General features: G+C 56.9%; 10 protein-coding genes and 1 pseudogene. 2 read left to right on the top strand and 9 right to left on the bottom strand.

Translation table 11 applies throughout. The features are described 5' to 3' along the window. Nucleotides 1–11 precede the first annotated feature (11 nt). The 5 genes from IB279_RS34250 to IB279_RS37525 all read right to left on the bottom strand — a co-directional run bounded on the left by IB279_RS34250 (nucleotide 12) and on the right by IB279_RS37525 (nucleotide 4091). Entirely contained in the window at nucleotides 12–1463 is a 1452-nt protein-coding gene (locus IB279_RS34250; RefSeq protein ID WP_192340781.1) for a tyrosinase family protein, read from the bottom strand. A gap of 36 nt (nucleotides 1464–1499) precedes the next feature. Beyond that, nucleotides 1500–1850 (bottom strand): hypothetical protein, encoded by a 351-nt coding sequence (locus IB279_RS34245; RefSeq protein WP_192340779.1) that lies wholly within the window; start codon nucleotides 1848–1850, stop codon nucleotides 1500–1502. Between the two features lie 8 nt (nucleotides 1851–1858). Further along, nucleotides 1859–2434 carry a hypothetical protein gene (locus IB279_RS34240; RefSeq protein ID WP_192340777.1) on the bottom strand — a complete coding sequence of 192 codons (576 nt, stop codon included), beginning with the start codon at nucleotides 2432–2434 and terminating at the stop codon, nucleotides 1859–1861. A 20-nt stretch (nucleotides 2435–2454) separates the two neighbouring features. After that, on the bottom strand, nucleotides 2455–3258 hold the full coding sequence (locus tag IB279_RS34235; RefSeq protein WP_192340775.1) for a hypothetical protein: 804 nt from the start codon (nucleotides 3256–3258) through the stop codon (nucleotides 2455–2457). 125 nt (nucleotides 3259–3383) lie between these two features. Then, a complete protein-coding gene (locus IB279_RS37525) occupies nucleotides 3384–4091 on the bottom strand; it encodes a hypothetical protein (protein WP_246802230.1) in 708 nt (235 codons plus the stop codon). A 63-nt stretch (nucleotides 4092–4154) separates the two neighbouring features. Here IB279_RS37525 and IB279_RS34225 point away from each other — a divergent pair, with 63 nt between their 5' ends. Then, nucleotides 4155–5804 carry a hypothetical protein gene (locus IB279_RS34225; RefSeq protein WP_192340773.1) on the top strand — a complete coding sequence of 550 codons (1650 nt, stop codon included), beginning with the start codon at nucleotides 4155–4157 and terminating at the stop codon, nucleotides 5802–5804. 1 nt (nucleotide 5805) lies between these two features. Continuing rightward, nucleotides 5806–7143 carry a hypothetical protein gene (locus tag IB279_RS34220; protein ID WP_192340771.1) on the top strand — a complete coding sequence of 446 codons (1338 nt, stop codon included), beginning with the start codon at nucleotides 5806–5808 and terminating at the stop codon, nucleotides 7141–7143. A 427-nt stretch (nucleotides 7144–7570) separates the two neighbouring features. On the opposite strand, the pseudogene IB279_RS34215 reads toward IB279_RS34220, so the two are convergent. From IB279_RS34215 to IB279_RS34200, 4 genes and pseudogenes are all read right to left on the bottom strand, one after another. After that, nucleotides 7571–8661: pseudogene (locus IB279_RS34215) on the bottom strand (IS1595 family transposase). A gap of 305 nt (nucleotides 8662–8966) precedes the next feature. Continuing rightward, the gene (locus IB279_RS34210; RefSeq protein ID WP_192340769.1) at nucleotides 8967–9455 is read right to left on the bottom strand and encodes a hypothetical protein; all 489 of its coding nucleotides are present in this window, start codon (nucleotides 9453–9455) and stop codon (nucleotides 8967–8969) included. Nucleotides 9456–9712: 257 nt separating this feature from the next. Next, complete coding sequence (locus IB279_RS34205; RefSeq protein WP_192340767.1) at nucleotides 9713–16042, bottom strand: FG-GAP-like repeat-containing protein; 6330 nt, start codon at nucleotides 16040–16042, stop codon at nucleotides 9713–9715. 22 nt (nucleotides 16043–16064) lie between these two features. Further along, nucleotides 16065–17351 (bottom strand): hypothetical protein, encoded by a 1287-nt coding sequence (locus IB279_RS34200; RefSeq protein ID WP_192340765.1) that lies wholly within the window; start codon nucleotides 17349–17351, stop codon nucleotides 16065–16067. Nucleotides 17352–17354: the final 3 nt, after the last annotated feature.

Raw genomic sequence — 17354 nt, 5'->3', positions numbered from 1 at the left:
CTGATCTAACGCTATTCAGCCGTGAGCAACTCGCGAATGTTGATCGTCGGGGCGCCAACTTCACTGAGAGAAATCCACCTATCTTTTTCAGCTGACAGTGCCTCAATACGAACGCTCAGGGCCTTTCCGACGATGGCCGCCCGATCGACCCGCAGGTCAATGTTGACCGTCTCCCTGCGCACGCAGCTTGGACATCTGCCAGGCTCAGTGCCCTGGAAAAATGCATGCCTTGCGACCGATTTTCCATCTGCCATCAAGTGAACGTTGAAGCTACCGGGGACGGCAAGGCGGGCGATGCCCTTCACCCTCACGGAAAGTCGGGACCGTCGCTGCACACGGAATACCTGATCGGCCGAAATGTTGCCGGCCTCAACCCTCGCAAACGTCTTGAATAGCGAAAGCGGGCTCTCCTCATAGACATATTTGGTCGCGTCGATTGCTTGGCTCGCAGTCTCGGCGAATGGAGGCAATTCGTTGAATGGCGGCGTGTCGAGCCAGTCAAAATCACTGCCTTCAAGCGTCTGTCTGAATGCCTCCAGCGTAACCGCGCTGTGGCGATGCTGCCATGACCACCACATCCTCTCCCAGTTCGTATGAAAGAACCAGAAGATCGGATCAAAAGCGGCAATGTCGGGCGTCCGCATTGCCGGACCACAGGAGACATGACCGTCGTCATGTGCCTGTTCGATCCCGCTCGCAAAGCGTTCGAACTTGGGCGCGGCCAACGCTTCTTTGATCGTCCCCGCGACATCGTAGGATGTCATGTTGTCGTGGATTTTGTCCGCAGGATACCTGACGGTCCGCGTGCCTGCAGGATATTGGGGCGCAGCGTCACACTGAAAAGTATAGCTGTCGAATGGTGGCTGAAACAACCACGAATGAGGCCGCTTGACGACGTCCCAGTAGGGCATCTTGAGATCTTCGCAACCTGGAACAGATTGCAGCGCAGCTTCAAACCTGTCGATGAAAATGCGGTGCCACGGATTATAGCGCTCTTCGTGGTGAAGACAGTTCACGGGTTCAGGAAACCAGTGAATGTCTGCAAGCGCAAAATAGCTCTGCGGGTGAGCGGGATCGCGGTTCATGATCGTCCGAAATGCAAGCGCCAAGCGCTCGATCTCCGGCACCGATAGATCGTCGATGTCCCGTCGTGCATTTGGAGTTGCTCTTGCTAGAGCGGACATCGCAGTCAGCGCCGATTTCGGCGCCGACCCCATCGGAAATCCGTCGAGGATCCAGTTCCTGAACGTCTTCACCCGCTTGGCCGTCCACCGCCGTCCCGGCTCCGGAGGCATCGAGCCCGACTTCGTCTGTGAATGGATCGAGGTGGTGTTCCTCTTCACACCTTCATAGGTCGCAAGATCAATCCCCCTGGCTTGCATATGCTCGATATCGATTGGCTCGAAGAAAAACCGGATATGCTCGAGGAATGTGGGATGTTCAATCAGCTCATCCTTGTCCACTGTGGCCTTCCTTTCATCGTCTCGGCAACCGGCTAGCTAAGCGATCGGAAGAGGTCCTCCCTCCGGACAACCCGCATCAATCCAGGCTGCGATCTCTCCGATCTGGTCGTCAGTCATGAACGGGCCACCTGCTGGCATTCGCCGGAAGGGCGATCCTGCGAAGAGCCCCTCACCTCTTAATGCGTGAACAAATGCAGATCTAGCAGCATCGCCTGGGATTAAAATCCGCACGGCCTGACCTATTCCGGGCACATTGCCTTGCGTGAACTCATCGTAGGTCAGTGATGCCCAGAATACCTCATGCGGTGCGAACTCCGGGTTGGCTCCAAGCGCAGCCATCGTCTCAGACATGAAGGCCTGGAATTCTTCATAAGATGCGATCGCCACAGCAAACCTCACTGTTCCGGTGTCGATTGTGCGGTTTCCATTAGTTCCTTGAGAGCCAAAAACTCCGAAAGTTGTTTGGCAGGCATTTCGAATGGTTGGTCAGCGGGAAGAATGTTGGCCCAGTTCTTAAACTGTCCCTTTGGTAAGGAGAGGCTCGTCACCGATTTGTCTGAAAGCACCGCTTGTGCCACGATGGTTTGCAGCGGCGGAAAGGCTTGCGTATTCAGCGACCATAGGAAGTCGGTTGTCTCACGCGTAGCATTGTGACAGTTCATACATCCCGTGATCACAGATTTCTGGTCGAATGTTTCCATCGTCAGATTGGCAAAACTCGTCTGATCTGAGCCTTTTCCTGGAAAGGTGTTGGTCGGCTTGCCATCTTTGGACGGATCGGAAACCGACAGCGGCCATTGTGTGACCACCAGCTTGTAGAATTGCCAGGGCACTCCCGCCTCGGCGAGCAATTGCCGATAGATTTCGTTTATGTTCGTTGTCTTGTCGTGAACCGGCTTCAGGCGGTCGACGTTAAAGGGAGCAGGAACCTGAATATCAGGCGGAAAATTGCAGGGGTTTTGCGCCGGCATTGGCGTCTTATCGCCTGCATTTAACATGGCAGGAAGCTGACTGTTTTCTTCAAAGATATTGTCGACATGCTCGAAGGAGGACCAGATCCACTGCGGCTCGCGGTCTTCTGAACAATATGGAGGCCGACCAGGCCAACCTTCTGTTTCGAGCAAGTTTCTGTCGCAAGATCGAGAAGGTAGGCTTCGCGCGTATAGAACCGTTCAGGATGGGCGATGCCGGCCATGTCGACCCAGGCTGCCTTGATGTCGATCGCCCCTGATTGAAAGACCGTAGTGCCCTGCAAATTGCTTCGCAGATAAAGCTTTTCCTTGTCTATCTGGTCGAACTCGATCTGGTTGAAGGCTGTCTGGAACCGCAGATAGCTACGATTTTGAGCTACCAACGGACCGACCAAAGGCCGGCCGAAGCCGGCCTGACCAAGATTGTCAAACTTTGAGAACGCCGCGAGTACGAGGTCGTCGCTCGAAACAGTGGCCAGTTTGCATGGATTTGCTCCTCCACTGGCGTTCCACGCCGCCGGCTCGGCACCCTGCGGCTGGAAGATTTCCCAATCCGCTTTGAAGGTTTCAAATACACGGCGACGCCCGTTGTCGGACAGTTTTGCCGTGGGGTCGGGAATACCGCGCTCGCCTGGTTTGGCCGGCCATACCAGCCCGATAAACGCGCGCCAGGAATAGTCATCGAAGAAGTCGATAGGATTGCCTGCAAAACCGGCGGGTATGCAGACGTCGTCGAGAATCCGTTCGCTCAGAGTTGCCTTGGGGACCGCAGGAACCGTCGTTGGGCAGCGCTCAAACTCCTGCGCTTGAGCTTGCTGGACCATTGATGTCGCCGGAGCCAAGAACAGCAAAAGCGAGAATATTCCACAACCTGCGACCAAGCGAATACATGGTCGATCCATCGCTCCCCCTCCTGCATTCGATCAAAACGGAGATCCCATGATCCAAGTCATTTGCGCTCGCTTCGCGGCGCCCACCAAGGGAACGGCCAAGGTACGGGGAGGCCTTCACCGGCAATCTCAGCCTCGCTCCATTTCCTGCCACCACCGATATTTGCCTCCATGTCGTTCGTCGAACTATGGACGCGAACGCCCACGACCCATGCCGGGACCAGCATGGCCTTGGTCACGCTGATTGGGCTGACCACTTGTGCAACGATGCCCGGTGGCTGGCTCGAAACAAAATCGAGGTCCAGTATGCCATCCTTGGGCGGAACGATGTAAACCCACGGCACAAGGTCTGGTCTGGTCCACCCCGTCGTAGGGACGGTCCCTCTTGCCGATATCGCGATGGCCGGAGGATTTTCCGGTATCACAATCAAGCCTTCAACCCGGACCTCGTCGACAGTATAGACGCGCGACTGCATGACTTCCTCCCACCTTGTACTAACCCGTTGTTTGTTCGGAGACAGGTTCGCCCAGTAACAATAACTCGTCGCGTCATTGGCCGCGCGTGAATAAATCGTGAAAACGATGCCTCCCCAATCGCCGGAAGTGCAGGCGTATAGAGTTGAGGGGGATAACATCCCGATCGAAAGCTGCAAGCGGACGTCGGCTTTCTTTTGTACGACCCGTTCATTAAGGACCAGAATTATTTTTAGCATCAGCTGCGCTAGCGCTTCCCAATTGGCTACGCTGTTGCTACCTTTTTTGAACATTGTACGAAGTGCTATTGGTGTTGATACTTACAGGGTATAGTTCAATATTGCGTGAGGTGGGGCATGCTTACGCTGCACGTGTTGGGTCGATTTAGGCTTTTGGATGTAGCGGGCATTGACCTTAGTCCGCGATCGCAAAAAGCCCGCGGGCTAATCGCTTTGCTGGCTTTTTCTCCGGGATTTTCGCGCGGCAGAACTTGGCTGCAGGACAAGCTGTGGAGCGATCGAGGGAGCGACCAGGCCGCTGCCAGCCTTCGGCAGGCGCTCAGCGATATCAGACGGCAGCTCGGGCGACATTGCTCGTTGCTACGCAGCGACAGGCAATCCATATCCCTCGATGCCTCGTTGTTTCAGGTTTCGTTCGAACGGCCATCATCGGCCGGTCCTGTTCTCAATGACGACGAACTGCTCGAGGATCTGAACGTCTCGGATCCGCATTTCCAAAATTGGATCCGAGGGCGACGCCTTACGGCCTTAGCTCCACCTAGCGTCGATCATTCTGCTTCACAACAAACGCTGAGGCTGGCGCGTCGCAAGATCGTTGTGTTCAGCCTCGAGTGCGAGGGGCGCAGTTCCTTGCGACGACTCGCCAGCAAGTTCCGCGCGCTGACCTCGAAAGCCATCGCAGCGCAGGTGAACCCGGTATCGTTCTACGATGCGGATGCAGCGGCTGGATACGAAAACTTCGCTGGCGCCGCTCAGATGATAGCAGTCCGCGTCAGTGTTCGAGACGGCGCTCCTAGAGCCTCGCTCTCAGTGTTGATTAGCGATGCCAGCAACGGCTGTGCACTTTGGTCAGAGAGCGCTCAACTGATCTTGGACGCTGATAGGGCGGCTGCATCTTCCGCATTCTATACAATAGCGTCGCATGCTTCGAATGCGGTGGTCGATGCCCTGGTGCGGAGCAATGGTCGGATAGATGGCTACGAGATGGCGCTCAGGCTTTTCAACAGCGCGCGAATTCTCACCATGACCCTCGACAAGGAGAACCTTGCGCTTGCCGATCGCCAGTGCACGACGGCGTTCGAAATAGCGCCCAACGGCGGGCCGCTGGCTTGGCGCGCCCTCATCCGCCAGATCAGCCATTTTCAATACATGACCTGCGGATTTCTGCCTTCCCAGGAATCAATCAGGGGGCTCGCCACATGTGCGATCGAGATGTTCCCCGAGGACTCGATGGCGCAATGCGTTGGTGCCCATACCGAGTATCTGTTTGGCGGCAGCGTCCAGCAGGCATTGAGGCTTGCGGAGCGTTCTATCCAAGCCAATCCCCTGAACGCACTGGCCTGGGCGGCGTTCGCCAATCTGCAGACGGCGATGTCGGACTATCGGGCGGGCTACACTTCAGCGCGCCGTGCCATTGATCTGAGTGCCGGAACCCGTACTGCTCACTTCCTGGAGTTCTATGGCTGCATAGCGGCGGCTGGTCTTGGCGAATACCGATTGGCGACCCGTCATGCGCACGCTGCCGCACAGTTGTCGCCAAATTTTGCACCTCCGCGCCGATACTTGGTTGCGCTGAAAGCATTCGGCAATGACGATCAGAGCTTGTGCGGGGCCCTGCAGGAGTTGAGGCAAATAGAGCCCTCTTTTGAAATGAAGTTGCTTCTAGACAGTAGTTATCCGGTGAACACGATGCGGCGCATCCCACTGATAGGCGTCGTCGAAGGGCGTCTGCGCACGGGCGTGGCAGAATTCTTGGAGCAACACTGAAATGCGCGTCACCGGCATCACCTCCCTCATCGTCGCGCTTGCTTTGCTGTCGTCGAGCGAGGCCGACGCCCGCTGCAAGGTCTTTACCCAAAGCACCATGTATGATGCCGGCATTTCGCCAGTCGGCGCATGGCGCACTGATTACCCCTCATCGTCTTCCCCGGGCACACCGGCCTACAGCGCGATCTCCTTTGCGACCGAGCCGGCGCGTTATATGGAGGCCGTCCTCGAAACGGTCCGCCCGCACTTCCGCTTCAGGAATGCGAGCTTGGTCGGGACCGGGAGCGAACCTTGGTGGATGTCCGAATGGATGGACTACGAAAAATTTGGACGCGAGCCGCTGATGGGGCTGACCAAGGAGCTTGCTCCTCGTGCACGGCAGCTATCCCCCACCTCGCGCTCCGGCTCGCAGGTCTGGGCCGTCAACTTTTACAATGAGCCTGGAGCCGTTGCGCTCCACCAGGTTTTTGCCGAGCCATGTTCGCCCGTCGTGCCGGAAAAACTGCTGTTTCAGGAGGGGACAGTTGCCATAAAATTCCTTTTCACTGATGCAAATCTCGGCAGGTTCGCCGGTCAAGTCGACTATCTGAATGGCGCGCCTGTATACAGAGCCCATATTGATCGTGAGGGCGTTGGGTTTCCGGCTGACACCAGCCGTCGTGAAACACGCGACGTCAATTTGCTGCAGCTCGACATTGGGGTTCGAGACAGCAACGCTATCAAGACCGGGTGGGTGTTCGGCACCTTTGTGTGGATGGGCCCCCCAAAGGGCGACGGTCTTTTCGATAATTTTGTCCCGGCGGTACTGCTTTGGGGCAACGACGAAGGTGTCGTGACCGACGACATTAAGGAGAGCTGGATCAACCCGGCCATCAAGGCGAAGCTATCCGGATGGAACGAGCGCCCGTTCCTAGGCTTCCGCGGTCGCGCCAACGGTCCGGCCGACAATCAGAATTCCTCCTGCCTGTCGTGCCATGCCGCTGCTCGATTGCCCCTTGCGGCTGAAGGCATCGCCAAGTCTGGCAGTACCCCGGTCGACCTCAGTGATGCTGCAGCCGTTGCAGCCCACGTCGATCTCTGGTTCAAGAACATCAAGCCGGGTGAAGTGTTCCAACCGACCAGTCCCCCCGCTGTTGCCACGCTGGACTATTCGCTCCAGGTGCGCGCCGCCATCGAGCGAATGTGCCAGGCCTGTGAGGACGGCGCGTTGGACAGCATTACGCCAGACATTTGCGTGAAGGCTGGATATTTCGCGGGATCAAGGTGTGTCCCCCAAGGCGCGGACAAAGTGATAGCCTCCCAGGGAAGGCGTCAAATCCAATCGCTGCCGCGCGAATAGAGACCGGGGCGAAGCTTCAACATCCTCCGTCGCCCCCGAGGAGATTGTGCGGACCGACGTCATGGTGACGGATAACTTTATTCGGCCGGTTTAATCAGCCGGAAAGATAAACGACGAGTGTCGTGGAGCAGGAAGTCATCTTCGTCTCCTTCGGGCCAATACCAGGCCTCGGCGGCAGGAGCTATGATGTCCGCTTTCGCGGTAGGTGTCCCGGCAATGGACTGTCAGAAAGAAGCCGGTAGATGAGGGATTTTAACCCGATCGGAATCACGGCTTGCTCCCGCACGCAGCTGTCGTTCCTTCCGGCCATCCCGCTGGCCACTCGTTGGCGCTTCACGTCGGTATCCAACTAAGCCAAACTGCTTGCCACAGTCGGAAAGTAAAAGCGAACGCCGGACGTATCATTCCCGTCGATACATGGCCTTTATCAACCAAAGACAGCGATTGCTGATTTGACGATGATGCCACCATCCGGACTTCTGCGCATTTGGCGGCCGGTAGCGGCGCGAAAGACTTGCAGCAATTGCAACGCCGGCGGCACTCGCGACCACGGGGTTGTCATGCGTTCCCTGCCCTTTCGGCTTTTCCGCACTGCCTGGCCCGTAACAATGCGCTGTGACCAGCGGAAGCCGATCTCGTGGAAATACAGGTCGGCATGCTGCGGGCTGATATGATGAAAGACGCCGGCAATTGTGCGACACGGGAATTGAAACCTTCGACCGAATTGACATGAACGGCGTCCCGAACGTATTCGCGGCTGGAATGCTTCACGGTGTCATGCCTGGCATAGTTCTCGCCGAGGGCTATGAACGCTATTGCCTCATCACTCATCAAGTAGGCATCGGGCTCGATCTGCGTTCCAGCGGCGCGCGCCGCTGCACGTAGCGAAAGACCAGTCACCACCGGAGCACGCGCGTCACCGGCCGGAGTGCCGGGTGTGACTCGTCTGGTCGCTGCACTATCGCCATGACAGGCGTTTTCTGGGTGTTCGGCAGCCCTTTTCGACCTCGTCCAGGCGGCGGATCGTCCGGATTTATTCTCGGTCGCCCACCGAGATGAAAATGGTCGATCTCCACCGTGCCATCGAGCATGTGCTCGCTCGCCGTCATGAGACGCAGGGCGTGTCCCATCCGCCAGGCTGTGGGTTGGCTCACCCCCAGAGCCTCGGCCAGGCGCACCGACGACAAACCTTTATTCGACTGCAGCATAAGCCACATACCCTTCAGCCAGACACTCAAGGTAGCTTTGTGGAATGCAGCGGCGTGTGTGTCGTCACCGTGAACTGGAACCGGCAATCGCCGTTGGAGCATTGATAGAGACGCGGACGCGCACGCCGCTTGCCCATATCGCGCCCGGCTATCGCAATCGAGCGTTTGTAACCACCGGCAGGGCAAACTCTCCCAGCCGGCCACACCATGCTTGCCAGCAATCGACGACACTGCTCCTCATCGCGAAAGGCCACGATCATATCTTCCGCGGTCCGAATGTTGGTAAGCGCGCAAGCATCGTTTCCGACATTCTTATCTCCTTCGGATCATGCCCGAAGAATCGCATGGCAGCCGTTGAGTATCAAGGCTTCTGCTGTTTTTCGTTGATAAAGGCCGTCCACGCTGCGGCGGGACAAGCGCGTCAGGACGCGGCAGGATGAGGGGCTGGGTTAGCAATAACCAAGTATTGGAAGGATGGCGATTCCACTGTGAAGTGCAGCGTGTTGCGGCAAAACGGGCAGACCGCATCTGCATCCGTGGAATAGGATTGTTTTGCGAGCCTTCCGGTGCGTCGTTCCAAGGCGTCGGTAATCTGAACGGTCGCTCTAGCATAAGTTAAAGGGTCAATCGGACGACGTTGATCTTCCCAAGCTCCACGAGATCGATATCAACGATCTGTTTCGCCCGTTCATGGGCGTCAGCGCATTTGGGCGGAACTGTATCTCCTCTGCTAAAGCACATCATTTCCGACGCGATCCGACATGCAATGTCCTCTAAGGCCACGGTCTTGACCGGAAGATCGTCGAACAGTGCGGATTTTGCTCGCTCAAGAGTTCCGCCGCAGGCGCCAAAGATGTCGATGCGCACGCGTTCTGACGGATCGACGAGTTGAATTATTAGCTTGCCGACGGGCCGATGCGGATGTGCATGACTGATGAGGAATTCGCGCCCGAGAATAGCTGGCAATCCTTCGAATCCGGAGACAACGATGTCAATATCGTTGAAGGCGCGACGGCGTCCAAAGTTGGTGCCGAGCGCCGCCTCCAGAGCGATACCTCCAGTGATAGCGTAATCTATCTCGCAAGCACTCAGCTTTTGGAGCACTCTATAGACGCGGCCTCGAGACCGGTAACTTGTCTGGGGTTAGGCGGCGCGCAGGAGCGGGGCATGCGTGGATGCCGTGATTCTTCTCGAGGAACTTGTGGCATAAAGCTTTGCAGCAGTTCGTTCGAAGGGCAGCTTTCGCTGCCCTTCGAAATCCGACGAGCTGATGACCGCCCGACGGTTGCGACCGCGCGGTCTCGGTTTGAATCGAAGACACTGCGCGCTCGCAAGTAGTCGGCGAGGCCCTCGCATTCACACTACAATAGAGCCAAAAAGAATGCGAAATCTGCGAGAAAGATCTCACTTGCTTCCGCAGCCGGCGTGACAACCGCTTCGGTCGCGACGGTCGCAGCACTCTCGGTGACCTCGGTGCCAACACTCACGCCTACACTGGAACTGGCATCCAAGCCGGCAGCATTCCCTTCCGTGGCCGTGATTGCCGCAGAAGTCGTGCTGGTGGCAGCATCGGAAGTGCCGCTCGCGCTAGAACTTGCAATGCTCGTCGCTTCGATCCCACTCCCCGAAGTCTGACCGATTTCTACGCTTTGGGACGTTGTGGCTGCCAAACCTTCCCCGGAAATAGAATCTGTGGCAGATTGGCTGTCGCCGACGACGATGTCGTCAACGGATTCCTCGCTCGAGCTTGATCCATCAACCACATTGTTTTGGCCATCTGGGAATTGGACATCGTCCTCACTCGAACTCGACTCCGACCCCTCGTCGTCACTTTCACTGCCGCTGTCGCTGCTGGCACTGCTGCTACTGGAGGTACTACTGCTGCTGGCGTTACCTCCTTGGCCACCACCAACTCCAGAGCCGTTGGACGAATCATCGATGTCCATTCCTTGGCCGTTGTCGTCTCCACCGCCGTTGCCATTGTCCGTTTGATCGTTGTCGCCTGCAGCGCGTTGCCGATAGAGCTTGATGCACGCGGACACGCCGCCTGCACCGGAAAAAAGCCCGCCAACGATCCCAGCAGCACTCGCAGTAATGAGAAGTCTGTTTTTCTGTTCAACGGCATCGACCGTCGACAGGGAACCGCCCAATGTACCAATAACACCCCCGCCAAGGCCGATCAGGCAGGCAGGAAGTCCATGTCCGGTCGGATCGAACCCGAAAGTGGGATTATTCAGCAGAAATGCATACCGGTTAGCGCTGTCGTGGCGATAGATACTTGCGCCGTACCGCGAGTCCGCTCTCGTAAAACGAGCTAGTTCAGGCATGTAATAGCGCTGGTCGACATAATACAGGCCTGTATCGCGGTCATATGGCAGGCCGAGGAACCCAAAATCAGGCGCGTCCACGCCGCGCGCTACAGGGAGGCCGTAGGCGTCGTACAAGAACCAATCTACAGCATTGCCTTTTGCGTCCGTCGTCATCGCGAGGCTGTTGCGCGCGTCAGAGTGCAAAAAGGTCTCTGCGCCATTTTCGGATGAGAAGATATAGGATGGGCCGGTGTTGCCGAAAATCAGGGTTTGATCCACTCCCGCCGACCGATGGAACTGACCAGAATGATACCGATGTTCGACGCCACCAGTGTCCTTTCGCCAAACTCTGAAACCTCGATGGTCGTAGGCAAACTGCGCCGCAGCACCATTGCCTTTTGCTGCCTGGGACATCCGCTGCCTTCCATCGTATTCGCCGCGGAAGGTGAGGCTTGGAGCTGATGTTGTAATTAGGTTCCCAGAAGGGTCGTATTGGGCTTGCAGTGGTTCGCCGCTAAGCTTGCTATCTGCGCCCAGCTGGAAACCGGTACTTTGCAAAGCGAGCGCCGCGGAAGATTGAAGGTTACCGGCGGCATCGTATCCGTACGCGTTTGCAGCGCCGAGCCTGCTGTCTTGATAGTTCGTAAGCCTAGCATCGGTGAATGAGGACGCTTTGCTATAGCTCGGCCATTTAGACGACGACCCGGTGACTGCGGTCGTGAAACCGAATGGATCGACTGTCGAGCTCTCTTGGAAGACCGTTTGTTGTGGAGTCGAAGTTTTGACACCCAGGAGGGTGAAGTTCGGTGCATATGTCAAGCTCGTCGTTAGTCCATTGGCGAACTTCATGGTTTGCGGGAGACCGAGCGCAGTGTAGTCGCCGAACCCAATCTTTTGTGTGCCGTTAATCGAATAACTTGCGACACGTTCCAAGTCATACCCTGTTGTCAGGACGGTACCGTCCGGCATCGTCGTGGCGGTCGCGCGTCCGAGAGGGTCGAAGACCGTTGTCTGAACCATGGCTTCATCGGTTCCGATTGTGAGCGCATTTGCTGCTTGCCTGCCATAGGCATCGTAGACATACGACCGTTTCACCGAGACCGTCTGACCTTCGACACTCGCCGAAGCCATCCGTCCTAACCCGTTCGCTATAAATTTGTCATCGTAGGTATAGGCAATATCAGGGCCACCTGGATAGGCAGCATTGAGCGTGCGGCCGAGATCGTCGCGCTCGAACGAGATTTCCCCGTTCGGGACTATTTTTTTCGAAAGGCGCCCGTCCGGGCCGTATTCGAAGACCGTCTTGCCATAGGCGGGCAAAGTCGACTGCGACAACCGCCCGATACTATCATACGTATATTGAGCGGCGGTCGACCCCCCGTCTTTCGGCGGTCGAACGGCAGTGATCCGGCCAAGTGCGTCGAGATCGTAGCGTGTGACAACAGGCGTCGAGTTCGCCTCAGGTTCGTCCGTAAATGACTGGACCTCGATCTTCTTCCGATTGTTATAGTAGCTCCGATCAAAGACGCGCTGCGCCTCATAGGAGGTACCGGCTGCAAGCGTCTGCGCAACCCGATCTCCAGTGTCAGTTTCCGTATACACCTGTTTGGTAGCAACGTTGATGACGCCGTCATCGGATTGCCACGGCATCGAGCTTTCAATGACGCGATCCAACGGATCGAACATGGTGTTCTGATAAAAGAGTGGCTCTTCCGCTTCAAAGTAGGGTAGGGCACTTCGAACGATCCGATTGGCGGAATCGTATGTCACATCCTTCATTACTCGGTCTGTTGGGCCGCCTTCATCAGATTGGGCCGACATGCGATATTGGCGCTCAAGCCCATCATAGGCATAAAGGGTCGTTTGCATCTTTTGTGGTTGGTTGGCCGACGGCCAGCTGGCGACACTCTTTCGCGAAACGACGGGTACGCCATTCTGCCATCCGTGGGTGAAGGAGGTGAGTGTAGCAAGTTTTGTCGGAGTGACGTCCCCGGGCACCGTTATGTATGCGCCGACGCAGGGTGCAGTTAGGATTGAGGGATCTGCGTCCTCGGGCGCTGGGCCCTGAACCACCTGCCTACGGCCAAAATCGTCGTAACATGTTGCAAACTGATTGCCATTGGCATCTACGCGTAAGGAAAGCTTCCCGAAACGTGCATCGTAGCCAAATTTGGAAACAAGCGCCGGTTTACCCTGGCCCACACTTTTGGTTCTGCTCTCCAGGTATGTACCGAACCGCGCTTCATATTTTTGTTGAATAGTGGCACCGCCAGGCAATGTGATCGATGCACGATTGCCGAGCGTATCGTAAGCGTACTGCGTTGCGAGGAAATTTTTAGCCTGGTCGTCCCAGACCTTGCTCGCGGTCACCCTCATGTTTTCGCCGTAAGTCCAGGCCTTGAGCTCCATATCCGTGCTCGGGTCAAACTTTTCTGCGTCGACGATTGTCGGACTATGCGACACCTTCTTGAAGGTCCTAAAGCCGAAAAGCCAATCGTCGGCGTCGTTTTGGTAGGCGGAATGAATGTAGATGCTGTCATTAGCATCGAGATCGCGGCCTAACTGATCAACGAGGTTCAATCGAGCAGTCATCAGGCGATTGCCATAGGTGTCGTAGGCATAACTCGTGCCTATCGAGTGCGTGTATGTCTGACCTTGGTATCGGTCGGTACGCACAAAAGACGGCCGCACCATTTTCGTTTCGAGACCGTTGGTCTCGGACTTGGCAGGGGACGTGACGAGGTAAGAAAAGTTCTCCTCCTTCAAGCGATCGTTCGCCTCGCAGGCCCCTGCAACAGAAGCTGAACAGCCGATCTCTCGCGTTTTCAGTCTGCCGATCAGCGGAAACTCCTGATGATAGGTGAGGATCGTGCGACGTCCCAAATCTTCATTGACGTGGACCGCGCGTTCGAACCCAAGGAAACCACGCCCTGTATTGCTAACCTGGCCGTTCTGATAGGAATGTGAGGTTGTATAAGAATAGGGGGTCTGCGAAATTGCAGGATTGTTGGCGTTTGTAATCGCCGCAACCACATAGAACCTTCCTGTCAAGTGAGAGCGAGAGCGGTAGTTGGGTAGAGACGGATTTTGCTGAAGAGGACGAAAGCTTTGAAACTTTGCAAGCGCCCCTGGGCCTGCACTTTCTTTATATACCTTGGGGTCATATACCGTGGGGTCGGAAATCGGCTTGTAGGAGATGTTGATTGTCCCCCTCGACGGCCGCTCTATCTTGTTCAACAAATCCGGAAAAGCACCTGAGGTCAGGCCAACTTTCACTCCATCGTGCGTGAAGGCGATCACGTCCAGCATGCCGTCGCCGTTGACGTCGACGATCATTCGCTTTGTCTGGTCAATCGTTCCGCCCTCGGACAGTCCGAGGCCGTTCAACGAGTTTTGGTTCCAGTTTCCTGCCGCGAAGGCTGAGCCCGTTGAAAGGGCGATCTCAACGCCGCCATCGTTGACGCCGACCACATCGGCCTGGCCGTCCCCGTTGACGTCAGTAAACATCCGCGGGGTAGATTTCGACCAATTAGGCGCGTTGAAGGATTGTGACCACTCTTCCGGCGCCTCGAACCCAGCGCCATTCGACAAACCGACCATCACGGTCGTGCCAAAGCCGATGATATCTGACAGGCCATCGCCGTTTACGTCGGAGACCATCCGCGGGGTATCTGCCGACCACCGGGTGCTATCAGCGAAGTTGGCGTAGTCTTGGTTCCAACCGGTCTCGGTAAATGAGCTTCCCGTGGAAAGCGCAACATTCACCGATCGTGTCTGCTGGTTCATGGCAACGACGTCGCTTTTGCCGTCGCCGTTCATGTCGGCCAATAGAAGGTTGTCGCCCGACCAACCCTGTTCAACGCCGAAATCGTCAAACCAGCGTTCTGGGGGCGCGAACCCACCGGAGGCGGCCGCAAGCGAGACTTCGACGCCGTTGTTGAACCCGACTATGTCGGCTGCGCCGTCACCATTGACGTCGGCAAGATATCTCGGCGCAGCGCTTTGCCATCCAGTGTCGGGCGAAAAATACGACAGTGTATTGGCGGACTTTATAAACGAGGACGTTTCAGCATTGGCAAGCGCCAGCTCGACGCCCTTCTGCGAGAAGCCTACAATATCGGCCAAGCCATCGCCGTTGACGTCCACAAGGTAGCGCGGCTCATCAGCCGACCAATCGTACTCCGGGCTGAAATAATTGAGCCAAGTCTGTGGGGCGGAATAGCCACCTGCCTTTCCGAGGGCAACCTGAACGCCATTTTTGAACCCGACGATATCAACGAGGCCGTCACCGTTGACATCAGCGAGCTCCACTGGGTTGTTATGCGGATCCCACCCGGTATCGGGCGTAAACGCTCCTTGGAGCCACGTTTCAGCACCCGCAAACGCATTCGCCCCTTCCTGATAGGTGAACTTTGATCCGGCGAGCGTCTTTGCACTTTGATCGGAGGGGGAGAGCCGCTGTATCGCCGAGACTCGGGAACCTCCGGTTGACGCCGACGTATCATAGGAGAGCTTATAGATCGCAACCGCGTCTGCAGCGAGATAGGTCGTCGCCCCAGCCAAGCGAAGTGTTGTCACGATTTTTGCACCAGCAGAAAACGCGCGAAGCACATCAGGCCGCGCCTCGTAGATCATGCGGACGAAACGGTCTGCTTGCCGCCCCGCTTTAAGATTACCGCCATAGGAAATCTGAACGGGGTACGCTTGGGCACCCACTTTCCCCGTGTTTAGCGGATCAAGGCTGTAGGTGAAGGATATCTGGTTCCCGTCGCGATCGGTTTGAGATGAGAGGAGCCATTCACGAACCGTGTCGGCGCCTGGAACGAGCACTCGACTGTCGGGTGTACCACCAAATACGAGGATCTCGCCGTCCGGCTGTTTGACCGTGAAGGATTGCGGCCCATTGCCCGATTGACCTGAAGCCGCGACGAGCTCCCAGTTGTCGAGCTCGGCGCGATAAGTGCTATTGGCTGCGCCATAATCGCCGTTCATCACGAGAAGCCTTCGGCCATTAAGCGCGAAACGATCATTGTTGGTGAAGCTGAGACTTCCAGCAGTTTTGTCGATCGCAAGGATCTGGCTGACCCGACTGATCTTGGAGAACCCGCTCAGGTTCCAACCAATTCCAAGCAAGCCGTTTTGGCTCGTACTGTTATAGTTGAAGGAAAGCGCGGGTTCATATCCCTGAATCCCCGGTGGCACATGCAACTTGATCGTATAGTTCGCGCTTCCTGATGCTGTAACGGCGAAACGACCTTTGTCGGAGCCGACTTCGTCGTCACTATCCGAGGTTGCGGCGGGTTGTGCGCGTACGGGGCCCATCCCTGATATCGCCAGCGTCAGAGCTAAAGATAGGTGAAGCAGTTTACGCAAATGTCTCATCTTGATGCCTCTCCGATGGAGTTTAAGTTGTCAGTCGCTCATTGACGTAAAGGCGGGCGGGCGGGCGCGATCGGCCATCAATTCCGTGCACGCCGTTCCGTCCGGGCTTTGCATCGACTTCGGTTGCGCCCGAGGAAGGATCACGCTGTCCCGGCATCCCACCTTGCCCGCCCGTCCCGGCTTTCCCGCCCGGACTCGGGCGGCTTGAGGTGCGCACCAAACCGACTTGCTCGGTCGGACAGGTAATAAAAACATTGGAGGAAATACCGCCGTTACCGCCATGTCCGCCGTTACCGCCATTGCCACCGTCACCGGGGCGTCCGGTCGCGCCGACGCGTGGCAGACTGTCGTCCTTAGTAAAGCCCAGACCCGGGGTACCGGGACTGCCACCGCGCCCGCCATCTCCGCCATTGCCGCCGTTTCCTCCTCGTCCCGCTTCGGCGTGAACGTGCAACATTGCGCTGCCGTCAAGGAACTTTCGGATGGTGATCTCGGCGGTCTTGCACATGCCTCCGGTGCGCCCTTTGCGCCCGTTGCCACCGGTTAGCCCAGAGCGGCCGTCTCCGCCGCTGCAATTTTCCAGCGGGAGCGAGTGAGATGCAAAGGAACCGAACATAGTATGACGCAGCAGAGACGTTGGTCCCGCGTCACCATCAAGGCCAAGATATCCAGGGAAGCCATCGCCGCCGTCGAGTGGGCCAGTCATGCAGCTGTCGACAGGAAAGGGGGTGCCAAGGATCTCAATGTGGGGGCTATCGTCCGAGTCGTCGACCAACATCAACGACTGCATGAGGATAGACGCCACATTGCCGCGAACAACTAGCTTCGCGCCCTTGCCGATTAAGCAACGACCGATGTTAACGAGCAGGTAGAGTTCCTCCCGATGACCCACGGCCCATTCATCGGGATGGGTGCTAAGATCGAATACTTCGCCGGCTTCAAGCGTAAGATTAGCGATCGACACAGCTTTTAACCGTGCCGGGAAATGCTCGGCCATGAGTTCATGGTCGCTTTGTGTTAGCGACGCGCCGGCAAATATGTAGGCCTCGCCGCGGTCATGAACGCCCTGCCACAAACGTTTGCGACTACTCAATCCGCCAATAGCCGGGAGTCGCGCCTTCCTCGCCGCCTCCGTGGCGTGGCAGAGGTGCTTGCGCAAACCTTCCACATCGGGGACCCGCAGTCTTGAGGTGAAGGGAACTGATGGGCGCTGATGGACATAGTTATGTCCGCACGCGCGCGCCACGGCATCGAACTCCGCCGTGACGCCCGTTCCCGCCTCCTGTGTTGCAAGGTGGCGCTCGCGCATGGG

This window comes from Ensifer sp. ENS06 (assembly GCF_014852205.1).
GTDB classification, from domain to species: domain Bacteria; phylum Pseudomonadota; class Alphaproteobacteria; order Rhizobiales; family Rhizobiaceae; genus Ensifer; species Ensifer adhaerens.
The sequence above is the reverse complement of the archived record's forward strand: the minus strand, read 5'-3'. Positions and strand labels throughout refer to the sequence as shown.

What these genes read in the sequence shown, in the direction of transcription:
- IB279_RS34240 (WP_192340777.1), bottom strand. Translation starts at nt 2,434, where the DNA reads ATGCCGGCGCAAAACCCCTGCAATTTTCCGCCTGATATTCAGGTTCCT.
- IB279_RS34235 (WP_192340775.1), bottom strand. Translation starts at nt 3,258, where the DNA reads ATGGTCCAGCAAGCTCAAGCGCAGGAGTTTGAGCGCTGCCCAACGACG.
- IB279_RS37525 (WP_246802230.1), bottom strand. Translation starts at nt 4,091, where the DNA reads ATGTTCAAAAAAGGTAGCAACAGCGTAGCCAATTGGGAAGCGCTAGCG.
- IB279_RS34225 (WP_192340773.1), top strand. Translation starts at nt 4,155, where the DNA reads ATGCTTACGCTGCACGTGTTGGGTCGATTTAGGCTTTTGGATGTAGCG.
- IB279_RS34220 (WP_192340771.1), top strand. Translation starts at nt 5,806, where the DNA reads ATGCGCGTCACCGGCATCACCTCCCTCATCGTCGCGCTTGCTTTGCTG.
- IB279_RS34205 (WP_192340767.1), bottom strand. Translation starts at nt 16,042, where the DNA reads ATGAGACATTTGCGTAAACTGCTTCACCTATCTTTAGCTCTGACGCTG.
- IB279_RS34200 (WP_192340765.1), bottom strand. Translation starts at nt 17,351, where the DNA reads ATGCGCGAGCGCCACCTTGCAACACAGGAGGCGGGAACGGGCGTCACG.